The organism is Bradyrhizobium sp. AUGA SZCCT0177, assembly GCF_018130125.1.
Lineage (GTDB): Bacteria > Pseudomonadota > Alphaproteobacteria > Rhizobiales > Xanthobacteraceae > Bradyrhizobium.
The window spans coordinates 97,273-116,849 of sequence record NZ_JAFCMA010000016.1 but is presented as its reverse complement, the minus strand read 5'-3'; the positions used below and the strand labels follow the sequence as shown (position 1 = coordinate 116,849).

General features: G+C 62.5%; 17 protein-coding genes. 15 read left to right on the top strand and 2 right to left on the bottom strand.

Translation table 11 applies throughout. The features are described 5' to 3' along the window. The first annotated feature begins 77 nt into the window (after nucleotides 1–77). Both JQ597_RS19940 and JQ597_RS19935 read left to right on the top strand, forming a co-directional pair. Nucleotides 78–1,388, top strand: a complete 1,311-nt coding sequence (locus JQ597_RS19940) for an adenylate/guanylate cyclase domain-containing protein (protein WP_212265916.1) — start codon at nucleotides 78–80, stop codon at nucleotides 1,386–1,388. Between the two features lie 10 nt (nucleotides 1,389–1,398). Further along, nucleotides 1,399–2,313: a PhzF family phenazine biosynthesis protein gene (locus JQ597_RS19935; protein WP_212265915.1), complete on the top strand. Its 915-nt coding sequence runs from the start codon at nucleotides 1,399–1,401 to the stop codon at nucleotides 2,311–2,313. A gap of 101 nt (nucleotides 2,314–2,414) precedes the next feature. On the opposite strand, the gene JQ597_RS19930 is transcribed toward JQ597_RS19935, so the two are convergent. Next, nucleotides 2,415–2,876, bottom strand: a complete 462-nt coding sequence (locus tag JQ597_RS19930) for a DUF488 domain-containing protein (RefSeq protein WP_212265914.1) — start codon at nucleotides 2,874–2,876, stop codon at nucleotides 2,415–2,417. Nucleotides 2,877–3,055: 179 nt separating this feature from the next. On the opposite strand from JQ597_RS19930, the gene JQ597_RS19925 reads away from it, so the two are divergent. Beyond that, entirely contained in the window at nucleotides 3,056–4,030 is a 975-nt protein-coding gene (locus tag JQ597_RS19925) for a Bug family tripartite tricarboxylate transporter substrate binding protein (protein WP_212265913.1), read from the top strand. Nucleotides 4,031–4,100: 70 nt separating this feature from the next. Here JQ597_RS19925 and JQ597_RS19920 read toward each other — a convergent pair whose 3' ends face one another. Then, nucleotides 4,101–4,925 (bottom strand): DUF72 domain-containing protein, encoded by an 825-nt coding sequence (locus tag JQ597_RS19920; RefSeq protein WP_212265912.1) that lies wholly within the window; start codon nucleotides 4,923–4,925, stop codon nucleotides 4,101–4,103. 347 nt (nucleotides 4,926–5,272) lie between these two features. Between JQ597_RS19920 and JQ597_RS19915 the strand changes: the two genes are divergently transcribed. The 12 genes from JQ597_RS19915 to JQ597_RS19860 all read left to right on the top strand — a co-directional run bounded on the left by JQ597_RS19915 (nucleotide 5,273) and on the right by JQ597_RS19860 (nucleotide 19,439). Further along, nucleotides 5,273–5,995, top strand: a complete 723-nt coding sequence (locus JQ597_RS19915; RefSeq protein ID WP_249133207.1) for a Crp/Fnr family transcriptional regulator — start codon at nucleotides 5,273–5,275, stop codon at nucleotides 5,993–5,995. Between the two features lie 525 nt (nucleotides 5,996–6,520). Continuing rightward, complete coding sequence (locus JQ597_RS19910) at nucleotides 6,521–7,957, top strand: ABC transporter substrate-binding protein (protein ID WP_212265910.1); 1,437 nt, start codon at nucleotides 6,521–6,523, stop codon at nucleotides 7,955–7,957. Nucleotides 7,958–7,966: 9 nt separating this feature from the next. After that, on the top strand, nucleotides 7,967–8,938 hold the full coding sequence (locus tag JQ597_RS19905; protein ID WP_249133196.1) for an ABC transporter permease: 972 nt from the start codon (nucleotides 7,967–7,969) through the stop codon (nucleotides 8,936–8,938). A 2-nt stretch (nucleotides 8,939–8,940) separates the two neighbouring features. After that, nucleotides 8,941–9,813 (top strand): ABC transporter ATP-binding protein, encoded by an 873-nt coding sequence (locus tag JQ597_RS19900; RefSeq protein ID WP_409363275.1) that lies wholly within the window; start codon nucleotides 8,941–8,943, stop codon nucleotides 9,811–9,813. 128 nt (nucleotides 9,814–9,941) lie between these two features. Next, on the top strand, nucleotides 9,942–11,309 hold the full coding sequence (locus JQ597_RS19895) for an arylsulfatase (RefSeq protein WP_249133195.1): 1,368 nt from the start codon (nucleotides 9,942–9,944) through the stop codon (nucleotides 11,307–11,309). Between the two features lie 134 nt (nucleotides 11,310–11,443). After that, the gene (locus JQ597_RS19890; RefSeq protein ID WP_212265909.1) at nucleotides 11,444–12,322 is read left to right on the top strand and encodes a formylglycine-generating enzyme family protein; all 879 of its coding nucleotides are present in this window, start codon (nucleotides 11,444–11,446) and stop codon (nucleotides 12,320–12,322) included. A 63-nt stretch (nucleotides 12,323–12,385) separates the two neighbouring features. Further along, nucleotides 12,386–13,897, top strand: coding sequence for a SulP family inorganic anion transporter (locus tag JQ597_RS19885; protein WP_212265908.1), 1,512 nt, complete (start codon nucleotides 12,386–12,388; stop codon nucleotides 13,895–13,897). 326 nt (nucleotides 13,898–14,223) lie between these two features. Continuing rightward, nucleotides 14,224–14,580 (top strand): hypothetical protein, encoded by a 357-nt coding sequence (locus JQ597_RS19880; protein ID WP_212265907.1) that lies wholly within the window; start codon nucleotides 14,224–14,226, stop codon nucleotides 14,578–14,580. 81 nt (nucleotides 14,581–14,661) lie between these two features. Further along, a complete protein-coding gene (locus tag JQ597_RS19875) occupies nucleotides 14,662–14,856 on the top strand; it encodes a hypothetical protein (RefSeq protein WP_192734088.1) in 195 nt (64 codons plus the stop codon). Between the two features lie 339 nt (nucleotides 14,857–15,195). Continuing rightward, a complete protein-coding gene (locus tag JQ597_RS19870) occupies nucleotides 15,196–16,329 on the top strand; it encodes a glycosyltransferase (RefSeq protein ID WP_212265906.1) in 1,134 nt (377 codons plus the stop codon). Between the two features lie 109 nt (nucleotides 16,330–16,438). Next, on the top strand, nucleotides 16,439–17,977 hold the full coding sequence (locus tag JQ597_RS19865; protein ID WP_212265905.1) for a glycosyltransferase family 39 protein: 1,539 nt from the start codon (nucleotides 16,439–16,441) through the stop codon (nucleotides 17,975–17,977). Nucleotides 17,978–18,137: 160 nt separating this feature from the next. Further along, on the top strand, nucleotides 18,138–19,439 hold the full coding sequence (locus JQ597_RS19860; RefSeq protein ID WP_212265904.1) for an RtcB family protein: 1,302 nt from the start codon (nucleotides 18,138–18,140) through the stop codon (nucleotides 19,437–19,439). Nucleotides 19,440–19,577: the final 138 nt, after the last annotated feature.

Below are 19,577 nucleotides of genomic sequence, written 5' to 3'. Positions count from 1 at the left end.
GAGGCGAACCCGGAATCCAAGGATTCCGGGTTCGATGCTGCGCATCGCCCCGGAATGACAGGGTGGGGAATGGTCGGATGCTGGGGCTATGGGGCAATAGAAGTGAGAAGCCTGTGGTGTTATCCGCTGACTTTCAGCACGCGCTGACGCAGCAAATCCTGCGGACCGAGCTGATCCGGATCAAGGCGCTGATCGGGACCACCGTCCTGATCGGGTCACTGATCCTCATCGTCCATGTGCTCGATCCCAATGCGATCCAGAAGCTCTGGCACGGCCGCTTCGATCCGAGCGAGCTCTACATCGTCCTGGTCCCGTTCGTTCTGTTCGAACTCTGGGTCCACTCCGTCATCACCCGGCACCTCGGCAAGGACCAGGACCTGCCGGTTTACCGGCGCTATGTCGGTGTGCTGGTCGAAACCTCGATGCCGACGCTCGCTTTGGCGATGCATATCGACAGCATGGGTCCGGTGGACGCGCTCGGCTTCGCGGTGCCGCTGACCTATTTCATCTTCGTCATTCTGTCGACGCTGCGGCTGGATTTCTGGCTCTCGACCTTCACCGGGTTCGTTGCCGCAGCCCAGCTGCTCGCCATGGCGATGCTCTATCATCGCGCCGGCAGCGCCGACCCGCCGCCGGATCTGTATTATCACGCGGTGCGCAGCGTCATCATCCTGATTTGCGGAATGCTGGCGGGCGCGGTCGGCGTTCAATTGCGCCGGCAGTTCGAGGCCAGCATTCTCGCCGCGACCGCGCGTGACCGCATCACCAACCTGTTCGGCCAGCACGTCTCGCCGCAGGTGGTCGAGCGTCTGATGGCCGAGGGGGCGGCGACCGGCAGCGAAATCCGGCGTGTCGCCGTCATGTTCGTCGATTTTCGCAGTTTTACCGCGGGCGCCAGCACCCGCACCCCGCAGGAAGTGGTGGACCGCCTCGATGGTGCATTCGCCGTGCTGGTCGACATCCTCGACCGCCACGGCGGGATCGTGAACAAGTTTCTGGGCGACGGCTTCCTGGCGCTGTTCGGCGCCCCGTTTGACGCAGGTAACGCCGCGCACCGCGCGGTGGCCGCTGCGCGCGAAATGCTCGAGGCGAACGAGCGCGCCAACCAGGCGTCCAGCTGGCCGCTGCGCATCGGCATCGGCATTCACGTCGGCGAGGTCGTCGCCGGCAATATCGGCTCGCCGCGGCGCAAGGAATACACCGTGATCGGTGACACCGTGAATTTCGCCAGCCGGCTCGAGGCGCTCAATAAGGATTTCAATTCGCAGTTCCTGATCTCCGAAGCGGTTCACGACGCGCTCGGAGAGGAATGTCGCGATGCGGTCGCGCTAGGTGAGGTTCCGGTCAGAGGCTATGAGCGGCCGATGACCGTGTGGCAGTTGGGATAGGAGAATGGCAATGCAACGGCGTTACATCACCGTCGACGTGTTCACCGATCGGGCCTTCGGCGGCAATCCGCTCGCCGTGGTGCTCGATGCCGGCGGGTTGTCCACGGCACAGATGCAGGCGATCGCCACCGAGTTCAATTATTCCGAGACGACCTTCGTGCTGCCGCCGGCCGACCGCGCCAATGACGCGCAGGTTCGTATCTTCACCGTGAACCGCGAGCTTCCGTTTGCCGGCCATCCCAATGTCGGCACCGCCTACGTCCTGGCGACGCAGGCTGCAAAACCACCGGTGCGACTGCTGTTCGAGGAGGGCGCGGGCCTCGTCCCGGTCGAAATTGTGACCGAACAGGGCAGGGTCGTCAGCACCGAATTCACGGCGCCGCAGCCGCTGAAGCGGATGTCGCATCTTGGCGCCGAACAGGCGGCTTCCTGCCTGTCGCTGTCGGTGAGCGACGTGAAGGTTGATCGGCATCCGCCGCAGATCGTCTCGGTCGGGCTGGCGTTCCTCGCCGTCGAACTCACCTCACGCGAGGCGCTGCGCCGGGCGAGGCCGAACGCGGAGGGGTTCGCAAAAACCTTCCCGTGCGACGGCAGTGATGCGGTCTATTTCTATACGCGCGACGTGCCGGCAGGCGAAAAGCCGTGCGAGTTGCAGGCGCGGATGTTTCATCCCGGCGCCAGCGGGCTTTCCGAAGATCCCGCCACCGGCAGTGCCACCGCCGCTTGCGCGGCGTTGCTCGCCGATCTCGATCCGTTGAAGGATGGCGAACTGAAATTGCGGATCGGCCAGGGTGTCGACATGGGGCGGCCGAGCCTGTTGCTGACGCGCGTCCGCAAGCAAGACGGCGCGGTTTCGTCGATCCATGTCGGCGGCGCGAGCGTGCAGATGATGGAGGGTACGTTCCGGCTGGCGGGCGAGGGGTGAGATAAGCCCGTCATTGCGAGCGTAGCGAAGTAATCCATTGTTCGGCAGACGCGGATGGATGGATTGCTTCGTCGCTTTGCTCCTCGCAATGACGGTAATGGTCAAACCTGCCTCGCCGCCAGATTTTCCACCTTCACGCCGTCACGGTCTTCGATGATCTCGGCGATCCATTGCCGGTGGCACTGCTGATGGTCGCGCTCGTAGCAGAGAATGCAGACCGGACCGGACTTCTTCACCAGCGCCGACAATTCGTCGAGTTCTTCCCTGGCCTGCGTTGTCTTCAGATGCGCCGAATAGATCTTGTGCAGCAGATCGAACTTGCCGCTGCGCGCCGCCTCGCGGCCGGTCTTCGGCGTACCCAGGCCCTTCAGATGCAGATAGGAAATGCCGCGCTCGTCAAGGCCGGCCGCGAGCTGGTTCTTGGAAAAGCCCGGCCGCCGTGACGCGGCCACCGCGCGCACGTCGACCAGCAGCTTTACGCCGGCGCTTTCCAGTTCATCGAGCACGGCCTTGGCCGGCGTCTGCTCATAACCGATGGTGAAGAGGCGATTCCTGCGTGCCATGTCGGTGTCCCGGCGCCGTTGTCCCGACGTCAGGCTAGGTCACCCCGCAACGGATTTCCATAACCGCGGAGGTTATGCCGCAGCTGCCCGGCCGCCAGATGCGTTGCCGCCGGGTGCGCCATGTCGCATAGTCGCGAAAACAGCGCCTGTTGATGGCCGGTTATATCGGGGGAAATACGATGCATGGATTTTGCCGCTCGCTGACGTGGATGGTCGCAGTAGCGCTGCTGGTTTGCGGCGGCGCGGCGCGGGCGCAGGGCACCTATCCCGACCGGCCCGTTAAAATCATCGTCCCGATCGGTCCCGGCGGCAGCTACGATCTGGTCGGGCGGCAGCTTGCCGACGTGCTTTCCAAGCGTATGGGGCAGGGCTTCGTGGTCGAGAACAAGCCCGGCGCCGGCACCGTCGTGGGGACGCAGGCCGCGAGCCAGAGCGAACCGGACGGCTATACGCTGGTGGTCGGCGGGCTCTCCAACATGGCCTTCAATTCGGCGCTGTATTCCAAGCTCGGCTACGACCCACTGAAGGATTTTGTGCCGGTCGCGCTGGTCTACAAGTTCGGCTATGTGATGGTCGGCCGCAAGGATCTGCCGCAGCCCAAGCTGGTGGATATCGTTGCCGCGGCGAAAGCCAGCCCGGGCTCGATCTCGGTGGCGACCGCCGGCGTCGGCACCGGCCAGCAACTGGTGGCGGCGGCCTTCATGAAAGCTGCGGGCGTGAAGCTGCTGGAAGTGCCCTACAAGGGCTCGCCGCCGGCGTTCACCGATCTGCTGGCGGGCCGCATCGATCTGTTCTTTGACTCGATGGCGGCAGGCCTACCTCACGTGCAGTCCGGGCAGGCAAAGGGCATCGCCGTGCTGGCGTCCAAACGCAGCCCGCTGGCGCCCGACGTGCCGACGATGTCGGAAGCCGGCGTTCCCGGGCTCGATGTCGATTCCTGGCTCGGAATCTTTGCGCCCGCCAAGACTCCGCCGGAAGTGATCGCAAAACTGCGCCGCGATATCCGCGCCTCGTTGCCCGACCTCAAGGAGCGCTTCGAGAAGAGCGGCGGCGAAGTCTGGGACCTGCCGGACGACAAGCTCAATGCCTTTGTCGCGTCCGAATACGAGACCTGGACCAAGCTGATCCGCGAGGCCGGCATCAAGCTCGACTGACGAGGAGGTATTCTCTTGACGCGTTTTCTTTACGCGAACCGGCAATCCACTTCGCTCGAAAACGCTATGCCTATTTCACCCGCTCGATCAATTCCATTGCGCCCGCGGGCGCGCGTACCTTGCCCTCGTGGATCACGTAAGCGAAGACGTCGCGCGGCGCCTTCTTCGGCTTGGCCGCATCGACGCGCGGCAGGTCGTCGGGCTCGCTTCCCGAAGCCCAGGCCTGAAACCGCTTCGCCCAGGCGTCGAGCTGTTTTGGCGGGTAGCAGGTCTTGAGCTCGTCATTGCCCTTCTGCAGCCGCGCATAGACGAAGTCGCTCGCGATATCGGCAATCGCCGGATATTTGCCGTGCTCGGCGAACACGACGGGCGTTTCGAACTTTCGCAGCAGCGCGATGAAATCGGGCACGCAAAAACTGTCGTGGCGGACCTCGACCACGTGACGCAGCGCGCGGCCCTCGAGTTTGCGCGGCAGCAGTTCGAGGAACTTGCCGAAGTCGGCTTCGTCGAATTTCTTGGTCGGCGCGAATTGCCACAGCACGGGGCCTAGCCGGTCGCCGAGTTCCAGCACGCCTGAATCATAGAACCGCTTCACGGAGTCGCCGGCTTCCGCCAGTACGCGCCTGTTGGTGGCGAAGCGCGGTCCCTTCAACGAGAACACGAAACCGTCGGGCACTTCACGCGCCCATTTGCGAAAACTCTCCGGCTTCTGCGAGCCGTAATAGGTGCCGTTGATCTCGATCGAGGTCAGCTTCGACGCGGCGTAGGACAACTCCTTCGCCTGCGTCAGCTTCTCTGGGTAAAATACACCGCGCCACGGCTCGAAGGTCCAGCCGCCGATGCCGATAAAAATGTTGCCGCTGGTTTTTGCGGACGATTTTGCAGGTTTGCTCACCGGGGGCTCGTTACGAAGGAGGGATGATTGCGGACCGATCTTAATCCAGATCGGACCTAATTGGCCAGATTGCCGCAGGCAAACATGAGCGTCCGGAAGTGCGGGATAGAAGCCGGGCGCTGCGGCGCGATATATGGACACAGACGCCGGTTCAGCCGACAATACACGCAGAACTTGGCGCGCCAATTGCAAACCTTTGCAATGTAGCAGGCCGTAGGCCCAGGAACTTTTCCGTTCATATCGACGCAGGTTCGGAGTTGGCTACGAGCGGATACATGACAGGCAAACATCAACCATCGCAACAAGCGACCAAGGGCGGCGGGCAAGCCCAGTTCGGGGCCTTGCTGATGACCGATGGCGGAACGCAACGGAGCGGGCCGCCGTCGCTGTTCCATGGCCTCACCGAGTCTGAAATCGCGCAAGTGTTGGGTTCAGGAAAGCGCAAGGTGCTCTACCGCGGCGCCCAGCTGTTCAGCCAGGGCAGTCCGCAAGACGGCATCTTCCTGATCGAGAGCGGCCGCATCAAGGTGTTCTACATCGCCCCATCGGGCCGCGAGATCACGCTCGCCTATTGGCACTCCGGCAATTTCGTCGGCGGCCCCGAGGTCTTCAAGCAAGGCCTGCACATCTGGTCGGGGGTCGCCGCCGTCAACAGCACCGTGCTGCATTTGCCGGGCGATATCCTGCGCCGGATGGTGCTCACGATCCCCGCGCTCGCGATCGGAATCATCGAGGGCCTGACTTTCAAGGGACAGTGCTATTCGGCACTCGCCCAGATGCTCGGAACGCGCTCGCCGACCGAAAGGCTGGCGCAGCTGCTGCTGCATCTGATGAACCTGTATGGCGTTGAAGAACGCGAGGGGTCGCTGATTGCCGCCTCATTCACGCATGCCGATCTCGCGCACATGACCGGCGTGACGCGCCAATCCGTCACCATCAGCCTGAAGCGATTTACCGAGCTGGGAATCCTGCACGCGCACGGCTCCAACCTCGTCATCAAGGACGCGGACAGGCTAAGCGATATCCGCGACGGCAAGCTCGCCAAGGCCGCGGCCTCTGACGACATCTGAAGCGAGCGCCTAACAGTGAGTCCCGCGTCAAACCGCCGCTGATGACGGCGGGCTTCCAGACCTTTGCGGGCTGAGTCCTGTCTGATCGCAATGACTAATTTATAGACATTTAGCCCGCCGGATAACCAAGACGGGCGCAAAATCTGTTCATTAATTGAGCATCCGCAAATTTCTTAGCAATAGGTTGCTGGTTGGAGGCGTTCGTCGTTTCGGATTCTGAGGAGGCCGTTCAGAACTTGCTGACCGGACGTGATCACGTCCGTGATGGAAGCAAGCGAGTTTGCGGCAAATGACGCCTACCACTCCCTTCGTTAGCCACGCCCTTCGCGAACCGGGCCTTCGCGAACCGAATGCCGTTTGCGTCGTCAGGATTGGTCTGATGGCATGTCGTTTGCACCATCAAGATCATCAAGCCAGCCAGTCTGCTCAGCGCCGAGTAACCCTGCCGCCCTTCGCCGCGGCCGGGGGATTCAGCGTGGGCCATGCCAGTCACACCGCACAGTTTGGTTCGAAAGGATTTGTCTCATGAGCATCGGCCCTGCGTCTAAACTCTCTGGCTTCCTTCCTTTGATCGCTGCGGCAGCCATCGCATTGGCGCCCGGACAGGCGAGCGCGCAGACGCTCGAGATCGGGATCGGCACACAGAATACGACGACCAACACGGTGACCGGCGGCGTCGTGCTGAAAGAGCTTGGACTCCTGGAGAAGCACCTGCCGAAGACCGGCAAGTACAAGGACATCCAGTACAAGCTGAGCTGGCAGAACGCCACCTCCGGTCCGCCGATCACCAACGGCATGATGGCCAACAATATCCAGATCGGCATGATGGGCGACTACCCGCTGATGGTGAATGGCGCCACCGGGCAGGCGACCAAGAACGAAACGCAGCTCGTCGCGATCATCGCCTACAACGCGCATGGCGGCGGCAATGGCATCGTCGTCCACAAGGACTCGCCGTTCTACGAACTCGCCGATCTCAAGGGCAAGAACGTGTCGGTGCCGTTCGGCTCCGCAGCGCACGGCATGATGCTCACCTCGCTGCAGAAGCGCGGCCTGCCGCCCGATTTCTGGAGCCTGGTTTCGCAATCGCCGGAAGTCGGCACTACCAATCTGCAGGAAAAACGTATCGACGCGCATGGCGATTTCGTTCCGTTCGCCGAGCTGCTGCCGTTCAAGGGCTTTGCCCGCAAGATCTATGACGGCGCCGAAACCAAGGTGCCGACGTTCCACGGCGTCGTCGTGCGCAAGGACTTCGGCGAGAAATATCCGGAAATCGTGGTGGCCTACATCAAGGCGTTGATGGAGGCGAACGACTGGATGCGCAAGAACCCGAAGTTTGCGGCCGAGAAGATCGAGGAGTGGACCAAGATCAACAAGGAAGTGATTTACATCTTCCTGGGTCCCGGCGGCGTGCACACGCTCGATGCGACCATCAAGCCGAAATGGGTGGAAGCTGTCGGTGCCAATTACGCGATCCTGCAGAAGCTCAACATGATCAAGGAACTGAACATCGGCGCCTGGGTCAACGACGGCTATGTACGGACCGCCTACAAGGAACTCGGGCTCGACTACGACAAGCAGCTTGCTGCGTATGACACCTATAACGTCACCGGCACCGATCCGGTCTGCAACACGCCGGTCAACAATCCCCTGCAAACCGGCGAGATCTGGATCCAGGGCGGCGACATCGTGCCGTTCAGCTCACCGGTCTGCACGCTGCTCGGCGTGAAGAAGTACGGCTCCGAAGGCAAGAAGTTCAACGCCGTCTATCTGGTCGACCGCGAGCTCGGCATCAAGGTGTTCGCCGACGCTGCGTTCTATTCGGTCGGCGGCCAGGATCCGAAGAAGCCGGATGTCGTGCCGTTCCTGCTCAAGAAGGATGCGGAAGCCTATGCGGCCAAGAATGGCGGCAAGCTTGCCACCTATGCCGAAGTCCTCGGCGCCATCAACCTGGGGCAATAGGGGAATCCGATGGGCAGCACGGCAACAGCCAAGATTGTGGCGCTCCCTATGGTCGACAAGCACGCCGATCCCGAGCCGGTGGCGGTGAAAGCCTCCGCAGCCCAAATGTCCGCATCGGAAATTCCGGTGCCGGAACCGGAGCCGATCCCCACGGTCTCGCTGACCAAGGTGTTTCTGGGCCTGCTCGGATACGTGACCCGCGAGCGGATCATCACTGCATTGCTTGCCTGCATCTCGATCGGGGCGCTGTTCCTGTTCTGGTATCTCGGCACCAAGTACAAGTTCGAATTCTACATCCGCTTCAAGAATGTTCCGACGCCCTATGAGGTGTATCAGCAGCTGACGCAGGTCGGGCTGTCGAACAAATACCTGTTCAATATCGCCATGAGTGTTCGACGCATTCTGTTCGGCTTCATGATCGCGACCATCATCGGCGTGCCGCTCGGGCTTGCGATCGGCAAGTACGAGCGCGTGCGTGACTTCTTCATGCCTGTCGTCGAGATCATGCGGCCCATTCCGGCGATCGCCTGGGTGCCGATGTCGATCATGCTGTGGCCGAACAACGAGGCCAGCATCGTCTTCATTACCTTTATCGGCGCTTTCTTTCCGATCCTGCTCAACACCATTCACGGGGTTCATTCACTGGATGGCGTGCTGGTACGGGCGGCTCGCTGTCTCGGCGCCAGCGAAATCCGTCTGTTCATGAACGTGATCCTGCCTGGCTCGCTGCCGCACATCTTCACGGGTCTTGCCGTCGGCATGGGCGTGGCCTGGGTCTCGCTGATCGCCGCCGAGATGATCTCGGGTCAATTCGGCGTCGGCTACTTCACCTGGGAAGCCTACTCACTGGTGGACTATCCCGCGATCGTGCTCGGCATGATCACGATCGGTGTCCTTGGACTGGCGTGCAGCGGCATCATCCGGATGGTTGGCGTCCTCCTGATGCCCTGGCTCGCATTCGCACCCGGAGGCCGGCGATGAGCATGACCATGGCGGAAACCGAAGTCAGCAAGGGCTTCATCGACGTTCGCGACATGGGCGTGACGTTCGGCGCCAACGACAACAAGGTCGTCGCCGTCGATAATGTCTCGCTCAACGTGCAGCCGGGCGAGTTCGTCTCGCTGATCGGACCTTCCGGTTGCGGCAAGTCGACCTTGCTCAGCATCGTCGCCGGCTTCGTCAAGCCGACCCGCGGCGAGGCGTTGCTCGACGGCAAGGCGATCACCAAACCCGGTTCGGACCGCGGCGTCGTGTTCCAGCAATACTCGCTGTTTCCGTGGCTGTCGGTTCGCAAGAATGTCGAGTTCGGCCTCAAGATGGCAGGCGTCGAGCAAAGCAAGCGCAACACCACGGCGCGGGCGCTGCTCGATCTGGCCGGGCTGCTCTCGTTCGAAAACCATTATCCGGATCAGCTGTCCGGCGGCATGAAGCAGCGCATCGGCATCGTCCGTGCGCTGGCGACAAGCCCTCAAGTCCTGCTGATGGATGAGCCGTTCGGCGCGCTGGACACGCAGACGCGGGTCGTGATGCAGGAGATCCTCACCAACATCTGGCAGCAGTTCCGCATCTCGGTGCTGTTCATCACGCACGACATCGAGGAATCGATTTTCCTCTCCGACCGCATCTACGTCATGACCGCGCGCCCGGGCCGCATCAAGGCTGTCATCAAGGTGCCGCTGCCGCGTCCGCGCACGGCGGAGATGACCGACACGCCGGAATTCATGAACCTGGTGCAGGAACTCAAGGGTCTGATCCGCGAAGAGTCGCTCGCCGCCATGGCGCCGGAGATCAAGGATCGGGGCCTATCTGGCTTTGGAATGAAAGTGGGACCGAAAGGAGTAGGCGAAATCTTCTGACGTAACTTGAACGTCGCGGCCTGACAGGCGCGAACCCAAGAATCGATCACAGCAATCAAGCACAGACGCAAACAGGCGCGCGCGTCAACGATGACTCACGCCTGGCGTCCATCAAATCGGAGCATTCAATGGCAAAGAAACCAAACATTCTGTTTTTCCATGTCGACAATCTGGGCATGGGCGAACTCGGTTGCTACGGCGGCGGCATTCTGCGCGGCGCCGATACCAAGCGCATGGATCAGTTCGCAAAGGAAGGCGCCAAGCTGACGCACTACGTCGTCGAGCCGCAGTGCACGCCGACGCGTTCGGCGCTGATGACCGGCCGTTTCCCGATCCGTTCGGGCAACCACACCATCGCGCTCGGCGGCAATGGCGGCGGCATCGTCAAGTGGGAGCGCACCATCGGCACCATTCTGTCGGATGCCGGCTATGCGACCTCGATCTACGGCAAATGGCACATCGGCGCCGAGGACGGCCGCTTCCCGACCGACCACGGGTTCGACGAATGGTACGGCCCCTTGCGCACCTATGACGAATGCATGTGGCTGACCGACCCCCATTATGTCGCGGAGCGCGACGGCTTCTCGCACATGCATGAAGGCGTCAAGGGCAAGGGTGCCTGGCCGCTGCTCGATGAGCAGCTCACCATGGAGACCAAAAAGACCTGCGACCTCGAGTACCAGAAACGGGCCATCAAGTTCATGGAAAAGTCCGTCAAGGCGGACAAGCCGTTCTACTGCTACTTCAACCACTCGCTGATGCACTTCCCGATGAGCCCGCGCGACGAATTCGTCGGCAAGAGCACCAACGGCGACTGGGGCGATTGCCTGCTGATGCTGGACCATGATTTCGGCGTGCTGCTCGACAAGCTCGACGAACTCGGCGTTCGCGACAACACCATCGTCGTGATGTGCGGTGACAACGGCGCCGAGGACCATCTTGCCGGACGCGGCACCGGCGGCTTCTTCGACGGCTCGTACTTCAGCTCGGCGGAAGGCGGCATTCGTACGCCGCTGTTGATCCGCTGGCCGAACCACATCAAACCGGGCACCGAGAGCAACGAGATGGTTCATGTCACCGACATGTTCACGACGCTGCTGTCCATGACCGGCTGCGAGGCACCCAAGGATCGCCTGATCGACGGCGTCGACCAGAGCGAGTTTTTCCTCGGCAAGAAGGAAACGTCCAACCGCGAGTCCTGCATCGTCTGGCTCAAGGACGAACTGCATGCCGTGAAGTGGAAGGACTTCAAGATCAACTTCAAGCGGCAGCAACATTTCCATGATCCGGAACTGGCGCTTGGCTTTGCCCGCATCACGCATCTGAAGGAAGACCCGAAGGAGCGTGACGCCGTCAACCAGCGCTACGTTCGCTGGTGGGTGATGCAGCACGCCCAGCGCATCATCCGCGACTTCGAGGAGAGCGCCAAGAAGGAGGAGCTGATTCCGCCGGGCGCGGCACTCGATTTCGTGCCGAAGCAGCGCCAGAAGGCTTGAGGACGATGTCTGCACCGACGATAGCGGCTGATGTCGTACAGGGTGCAGCCGGCAATCGCCGGGGAGCGGGCTGTTGCTCGCTCCCGGGCCAACCAAACACGGGCGTAACGCCCGGCACAATCAACCGCGATTCCATGATCTGGATCCCGGGCGGCTCTTTCCTGATGGGCTCCAACAGCTTCTATCGGGAAGAACGCCCGGTGCGTTCCGCCTCCGTCGACGGCTTCTGGATCGACACCTATCCCGTCACCAACGCCGAGTTTCATAAATTCGTTGAGGCGACCGGATACGTCACCTATTCCGAGCGCCCGCCGAACCCTTCGATGTATCCCGACGCCGATCCGGAAATGCTGGTGCCGGGCTCACTGGTGTTCAAGAAGCCCGATCGTCCGGTCAACCTGCGCAACAATCTCGCCTGGTGGGAATACAGACCCGGCGCCGACTGGCGGCATCCGCAGGGGTCGGAGAGTTCGATCGCAGGATGCGAAAATCATCCTGTCGTGCATGTGGCTTATGAGGACGCGCTCGCTTACGCGGCGTGGGCCGGCAAGGAGCTTCCGACTGAAGCAGAGTGGGAGTTTGCGGCGCGCGGTGGTCTGGAAGGCAAGGCCTATCCCTGGGGCGACGCCTCCAATCCGGACGGGCAGTTCATGGCCAATACCTGGCAGGGCCATTTTCCTTACCAGAATTCGGCCGATGACGGCTACGAGGGCACATCGCCGGTCGATGCGTTCCCGGCCAACGGCTACGGCCTGTTCGACATGGTCGGCAACACCTGGGAATGGACGTCGAGCCCCTATGGCGCCGCGCAGGAGCAGCAACAGCAATCGTGCTGTCATCCGAAGCCCGGCGACGACAAATCCGTGCGCCGCGTGGTGAAGGGCGGTTCGCATCTGTGCGCGCCGAATTATTGCCTGCGCTACCGGCCGTCGGCGCGCCAGGGCGAAACCGTCGATTCCTCCACCTGTCATATCGGCTTCCGCTGCGTCGTGCGTCAACCACCGGGCGCCTGACGAGTATCCCTTTCACAACCGGCGCGGGCCGGAGCACCTCCAGACATCTTTCGAAAGTTTCCCATGCAAGTCGCCAGCACCACGACCAACGCGCAACTCCAGTTTGAAGACTCGCCATCGATCGGCGCGGTGCTGCGTGCGCCCAACCTTTTCGTCCGCGAGTCCCTGGCCGGCATAGTCACCGCGCTGGCGCTGATTCCGGAGGTGATCTCGTTCTCCTTTGTCTCGGGCGTCGACCCCAAGGTGGCGCTGGTCTCCTCCATCGTGCTGTGCCTGGTGATGTCGGCGCTCGGTGGCCGGCCTGCGATGGTCACCGCGGCGGCGGGCTCGATCGCGCTGGTGATCGGGCCGATGGTGAAGGTGCATGGCGTCGGCTACATCCTGCCGACCATCCTTTTTGCCGGTGTCATCCAGATCGTCTTCGGACTCGCCGGACTGGCGCGGGTGATGCGCTTCGTTCCGCGTTCGGTGATGATCGGTTTTGTGAATGCGCTCGGCATTCTGATCTTTGCGGCGCAGGTGCCCCACATTTTCAACGTACCGTGGCTGGTCTATCCGCTGTTCGCGCTGACGATCGCGGTTGTCCTCATCATGCCCCGTTTCACGACGGCCGTGCCGGCGCCGCTGGTCGCGATCATCGTCGTGACCGCGATCGTGATGGTGGGGCATCTGACCGTGCCCAATGTCGGTGGCGAGGGCGCCATGGCGCCGGGGCTTCCTGGCTTTACTGCGTTCATCGTCCCGCTCAACCTTCAAACGCTCAGCATCATCTGGCCGACCGCGCTCAGCGTCGCCTTTGTCGGCCTGTTGGAGACGCTGCTGACGGCGAAGCTGGTCGACGACCTGACCGATACCCGCTCGCACAAGGGCAAGGAGTCCTGGGCGCTCGGCGTCGCCAATATCGCGGCCGCATTCTATGGCGGCATCGGCGGATGCGCGATGATCGCCCAGACCGTCGTCAACGTGAAGATCGGGCAGGGCCGCACCAGGATATCGACGGTGGTCGCCGCAATCGTGCTGCTGGTGCTGGTGACCGCGCTGAGCGACCTGATGGCGCAAATTCCGATGGTGGCGCTCGCCGCCGTCATGATGATCGCAGCCCTCAAGACCATCGATTGGCACAGCATCACGCCGGCGACGCTGAGGCGCATGCCGATCCCGGAAACGCTGGTGATGGTCCTGACCGTTGCCGTCACGGTTGCCACCAGCAATCTCGCGATCGGGATCGCCGTCGGGGTGTTGCTGGCGATGGTGTTGTTCGCGCGCCGGGTCGCCCATGTCATCCGTGCGGACCGCACGCTCAGCGAAGACGGCCTTTCGGTTCGCTATCACGTCCATGGGCCGCTGTTCTTCGGCAGCAGCAACGACCTCGTCGAGCGCTTCTCCTACGGCGCGGATCCCAAGCGCGTCCTGATCGATCTCACCCATTCCCAGATCTGGGACGCTTCGAGCGTCGCGGCGCTGGATTCGATTGAAACCAAATACCGCGACCATGGCGCGTCAGTCACGTTCGTTGGGCTCGACCAGCGCAGCTCCTCGTTCCACGAGCGGTTGACCGGCCAGCTCGGCGCCTGAATTTCGGAACGCGGAACGAGAAGGAGCTTCCGATGGCAATCTTCCGATGGCTATCGACATTCGCCCGCAGGATGATGCGAAACTGGTCCGGCCGCTATCGGCCGGAGCGGCATTACATGCGCGGGGCCGGGCCGGCGTCAAAGCGAAGCGCGCGCCACAGCACAAGCTCCTGAGATGCGGCGTTGATCGCGGACCCGGGGCCTTCTCCGGCAGCGCGTACTCCAGACCAGCCCAATCAATCGTGATTGGCCAACTCGCTTAAACCGTGCTGTGCACTCTTGTCTCGATCGCGGGTCGGGCTACGCAAAACAAGAATGGAGAAAAGGATGCGCATCCTGATCGCCGCATTGGTCGTGATGACCACTTTCCCAGTTCTCGCCGACGAGGTCGGTGACGCGCGCAAATTGGCGGTTTCGGGGCGTGACGCCTATTGGAACTGCCTGGCCCGCGAATATCCGCGCGAGAGCAACAGGAACATGCCGGAACAGGATTTTGGCGCGTTGATCGCGGCTGCCTGTGCGTCGGAGCGGCAGAATTTCCGGGTGGCGCTGGTGGGCTTTCTCGGGATCCAGTCCCCGGACAAGGATGCGGGCGCGAACCTGACGACGGCCAACGATGCCATCGCCTTCGCCCAGAAGGACATCGTGACGGCGTTCGCAAGGCGCAAAGCCGCGTCGAAGTAGCCAACTCGGTTTTCGCCAGCCTGTTCGACCATTCCGGCCTTCCGTGATATTGATTCCCGATCAGACGGGGGATTGTCGGGTATGAATTCTGAGTCGATAGCCGGTATCTTGGGTGCCATTGTCGCCTCGATCGTGCTGGTGGTCGCGATCGCCTATGGGCCGATCGGGCAGTTTGGCAAGCCGGCGCCGAAGCCGGCCGCTGTCCAGCAACCGTCCCAGATGGCGCCCGCGGCGCCCGCACCACGGGGACCGGTGATCCGGGAAGTGCCGAATTAGTCGACGCAGGGTAGGGGTCAGGCCACCCTTGCGGAAGGCCCCTGGCATCCCTATCTTGCTCCTAACGGCGACGTCGATGCTTAAGCAGCTCCGGCGCCGGGACGACCATGAATAGTTTGGCTGCGCCGGATGTACGCGCGCCCTCTGTTCGTGGTCGTTGGCATTTTGGGGGCCTTTTTGGCCCAGTTTCCCCACCTGAAACCCGTTCCCGCGCCCCTGCTTTGGTAATCTTAGCGGCGGCTTCGATTGCTGGCGGCGTCTTTCGTAGCGCTGGCGGCGCCATTGGTAGTCCTGGCGGCGCCTTGGCATCCCCAGCGGCTGCGGATATACGCTGGCCCCATGAATCAAGCCATCAAACCGGGCCCCGAAAACCCGCCGCAGGCCGCGGGTTTGCCTCAGCTTTCGGTCGTCGTCCCTACCTTTAACGAACGCGACAACGTCACCGTCCTCTACCGGCGGCTGGACGCGACCCTCAAGGACATCCCCTGGGAAGTCGTGTTCGTCGACGACAATTCCCCTGACGGCACCTGGGAAGTGGTGCGCAGCCTGGCGCAGAAGGATCCCCGCGTCCGCTGCATCCGCCGGATCGGGCGGCGCGGCCTGTCCGGGGCGTGCATCGAGGGCATTCTCGCCGCCAGCGCGCCCTATGCGGCTGTCATCGACGCCGATCTGCAGCACGACGAGACCCAGCTGCCGAAGATGGTGGGCCTCTTGCAACGTGGCGAGGCCGAACTCGTGGTCGGCAGCCGCTATGTCGAGGGCGGCAGCGCCGACAGTTTCAACAAGGGACGCGCCGGCATCAGCGCGCTCGCGACCGAAGTTGCAAGACGCGTGCTCAAGGTCGAGATCGCCGATCCCATGAGCGGCTTCTTCATGATCCGCCGCGACCGCTTCGAGCAACTGGCGCCGCAGCTTTCAATCCAGGGCTTCAAGATCCTGCTCGATATCGTCGCGACCGCGCAAGGCAAGCTGCGCACGGTCGAGGTTCCCTTTACCTTCGGCTCGCGCCAGCACGGCGAGAGCAAGCTCGATTCGATGGTGGCGTTGGATTTCCTGGGTCTGGTGCTGGCCAAGTTCACTCACGACGTGGTCTCGCTGCGCTTTCTGTTGTTTGCGATGGTCGGCTCGATCGGCCTCATCGTGCATCTCGCGGCGCTGTTCATCGCGAACCAACTCTTCAACATGCCATTCCCGGAGTCGCAGGCCGTCGGCGCACTGGTGGCGATGACCAGCAATTTCATCCTGAACAATTTTCTCACCTATCGCGATCAACGCCTGAAGGGTTTTGCCATCCTGCGCGGCCTGCTGCTGTTTTACCTCGTCTGCAGCGTCGGCCTGTTCGCCAATGTCGGCGTCGCGTTCTCGGTCTACGACCAGGAGCCGATCTGGTGGCTGGCGGGAGCGGCGGGCGCGCTGATGGGCGTGGTCTGGAATTACGCGATGTCCGGACTGTTCGTCTGGCGCAAGCGATGATCGACGGCGTTTTCAAGCGAAGTGGATACCCGGTTCGCGTGAAGAAAACGCGTCGAAACGATGAACTGGAGCCCGGTCCTGATTCAAACAGGACCGGTGGGGCTCCAAAATGAATCCGAACGAGGCGCGGCTCGTCCTCAACACGGTTCTGACGATCCTGGCGCTGGTCGCGGTACGGCTGGTAGCCGCCGCCTACACGCCCATCACCTTCGACGAAGCCTATTACTGGATGTGGTCGAAGAATCTGGCCGGCGGCTATTACGACCATCCGCCTATGGTGGCATTCGTGATCCGCCTCGGCACCATGATTGCGGGTGACACCGAACTCGGCGTCCGTCTGGTCTCTATCCTGCTGGCGCTGCCGATGAGCTGGGCGGTGTACCAGACCGCGGCCGTGTTGTTCGGCGGCAGGCGGGTGGCGACGACGTCGGCGATCCTGCTCAACGTCACGCTGATGGCCGCGGTCGGCACCATGATCGTCACGCCGGATGCGCCGCTCCTGGTAGCGTCGAGCTTCGTGCTGTTTTCGCTGTCCAAGGTGCTCGAGACCGGACGCGGTGCGTGGTGGCTGGCGGTAGGTCTCGCCACGGGCGCTGCGCTGTTGTCGAAATACACCGCGCTGTTCTTCGGCCCCGCGATCCTGATCTGGCTGGTGGTGGTTCCGAAACTGCGGCGCTGGCTGATTTCGCCATGGCCTTATCTCGGCGGCCTCGTCGCGCTCTTGTTGTTTTCGCCGGTCATTCTGTGGAACGCCGACCATCATTGGGTGTCTTTCATCAAGCAGATGGGCCGGGCCCGGATCGAGGATTTCAGGCCGGCCTTCATCGCCGAACTGATCCCGACGCAGATCGCGTTCGCAACGCCGCTGGTATGGATTCTCGGCGCGATGGGTCTCTATGCTTTGTTTCAGCGTCGCGCCGGTGCGCTGCCGGCGCGCGTGCTGGTCAGCACCATGTTCTGGACCATCGTCGTCTATTTCGTCTGGCATTCGCTGCACGCCCGCGTCGAGGCGAACTGGTTCGCACCGGTCTACCCGGCGTTTGTGGTCGCGGCGGCGTATGCAGCCCATCTGGTGCCATGGGAAAAGCGCGAGCAGCGCACCGTCAATTTCTGCCTGCGCTGGGCGGCGCCAACCGGCATCGTGATGTTTGCGATCCTGATCGTGCAGGCCAACACCGGCGCGCTCTCGGGTTATCGCCGCGACGCCACCGTGCGCAGCGTCGGCGTCGGCTGGCGCGAAATCGCAGGCGAGATCGAAGCGGTGCGGGCGCGCGCGGGCGCATCCTGCGTGCTCGCGCCGGATTACGGCACCACCGGCTGGCTTGCGTTCTATCTGCCGAAGGGCACTTGCGTTGCTCAGCAAAGCCAGCGCATCCGCTGGGTCAACATGCCCGAGCCGACGGCGGCCCAGCTCGGCGACAAACAGCTGTATGTTCGCGAGGCCTTGCCCGGCGATCATCCGTTGAAGGACGAATTTGCCCGCGTCGAGAAGGTCGGTGAGGTCAAGCGCAAGCGCGGCCCGCTTGTGGTCGAGACGTATGCGCTCGATCTGCTGGAGGGGCCGAAAGGCGGGGTATTCGATCGCTCCCCGCCGCCGGAACTGGCGCTGGAAAACAGCGTTTTGCCGACGTGGCTGCGCCGGCAATAATCCGACGACCGATCGGATGAATGAGCGCCACGCTGACGGCAGGCTGTGTCCGGCGAAAGCCCCGCTGTGCATGAACCTAAGCGGGTTTTAGTGCGACGACCTATGCTCGGTGTAAGACATTGCCGGCGACGTCTCGGTAATCGTGGAAGAGGAAGATGTAATGCGGCTCGATCCCTATCAGGAGCGTGCAAGGGCCCTGGCGGTCGAAGCCGGGCTCGACCCCGATGCGAAGATCGATCGTCCCGGTCAGCGGCCGATCCCGGTCTGGTGCACGTTCCGCGACGCTGCGCGCAAGGAACAGCTCACGGTGCAGCCTGCGCAATACCAGAACAGCCCACTCAAGATCTTCGGCCAGCACGAGGACGCCACGATCGCGCAGATGCGCAACTGCATGGCGGTCGGCAACGCCGTGGCCGGCGTGATCTGCGCGGACGGTCATCTGGGATATGCCCAGCCGGTCGGCGGCGTGATCGCCTATGAGAAGCAGATCAGCATCTCCGGCGTCGGCTTCGACATCGGCTGCGGCAACATGGCGGTGCGTCTCGATACGCCGTTCAGCCGGATCGAAAGCAATGTCGGCACGATCATCAAGGACGTGCACAGGGCGATTTCCTTTGGCGTCGGGCGGACCAATGAGGAGCGCGTCGAGCACGAACTGTTCGACGACGGCGATGCCTGGAGAGAATCCGACATGGGCGCGTATCGGCAGAAGGCCGTGTCGCAGCTCGGCACCGTCGGATCGGGCAACCACTATGTCGACTTGATGCGCGACGAAGCCGGCCTTGTCTGGATCGGCGTTCACTTCGGCAGCCGCGGTCTCGGCCACACCAGTGCCACCCGCTACCTCAAGGCTGCGGGCGGCAAGGATGGCATGAATGTGCCGCCGGCTGTCATCGACGAGGACAGCGAGATCGGGCGACGCTACATCGCGGCCATGCAACTGGCCGGGCGTTATTCCTATGCCGGCCGGGAGTGGGTGATTGAGCGCGTGCGAAAGATCATCGGCGGTAACATCACCGACATGGTCCACAACCATCACAATTATGCCTGGCGCGAAAATCACGCGGGTAAGGATTTGTGGGTTGTGCGCAAGGGCGCGACGCCGGCCTTTCCGGGACAGCGCGGCTTCATCGGCGGATCGATGGGAGATGACGCCGTCATCGTCGAAGGCGTCGATAGCCCCGAAGCGAAAGCGTCGCTCTACTCGACGGTTCACGGCGCGGGCCGGAGGTTCGGTCGCAGGGAGGCCAAACGGAGGTTTACGCGCGTCGAGATGGATGCGTGGCTGCAGTCGCGCGGCGTGACGTTGATCGGCGCCGATCTCGACGAAAGCCCGATGGCCTATCGAAGGTTGCCGGAGGTGCTTGCCGAGCATGCCGGCTCGATCAAGGTGCAGCACAGGCTGCGTCCGTTCGCCGTCGTCATGGCGGGCGAGAACGAATTCGATCCGTTCAAGGATTGATTGCCAAAATGGGACAGCCGGCCAACGGCCGGATGTCCCGATCGCAGGGCAACCCCGCATGTTTACGGGCTGATTTGCGCATAACTTCCAATGATTTGCGCATGCCTTACATCTGCCCGCGTTTAATCTGCATTTAAC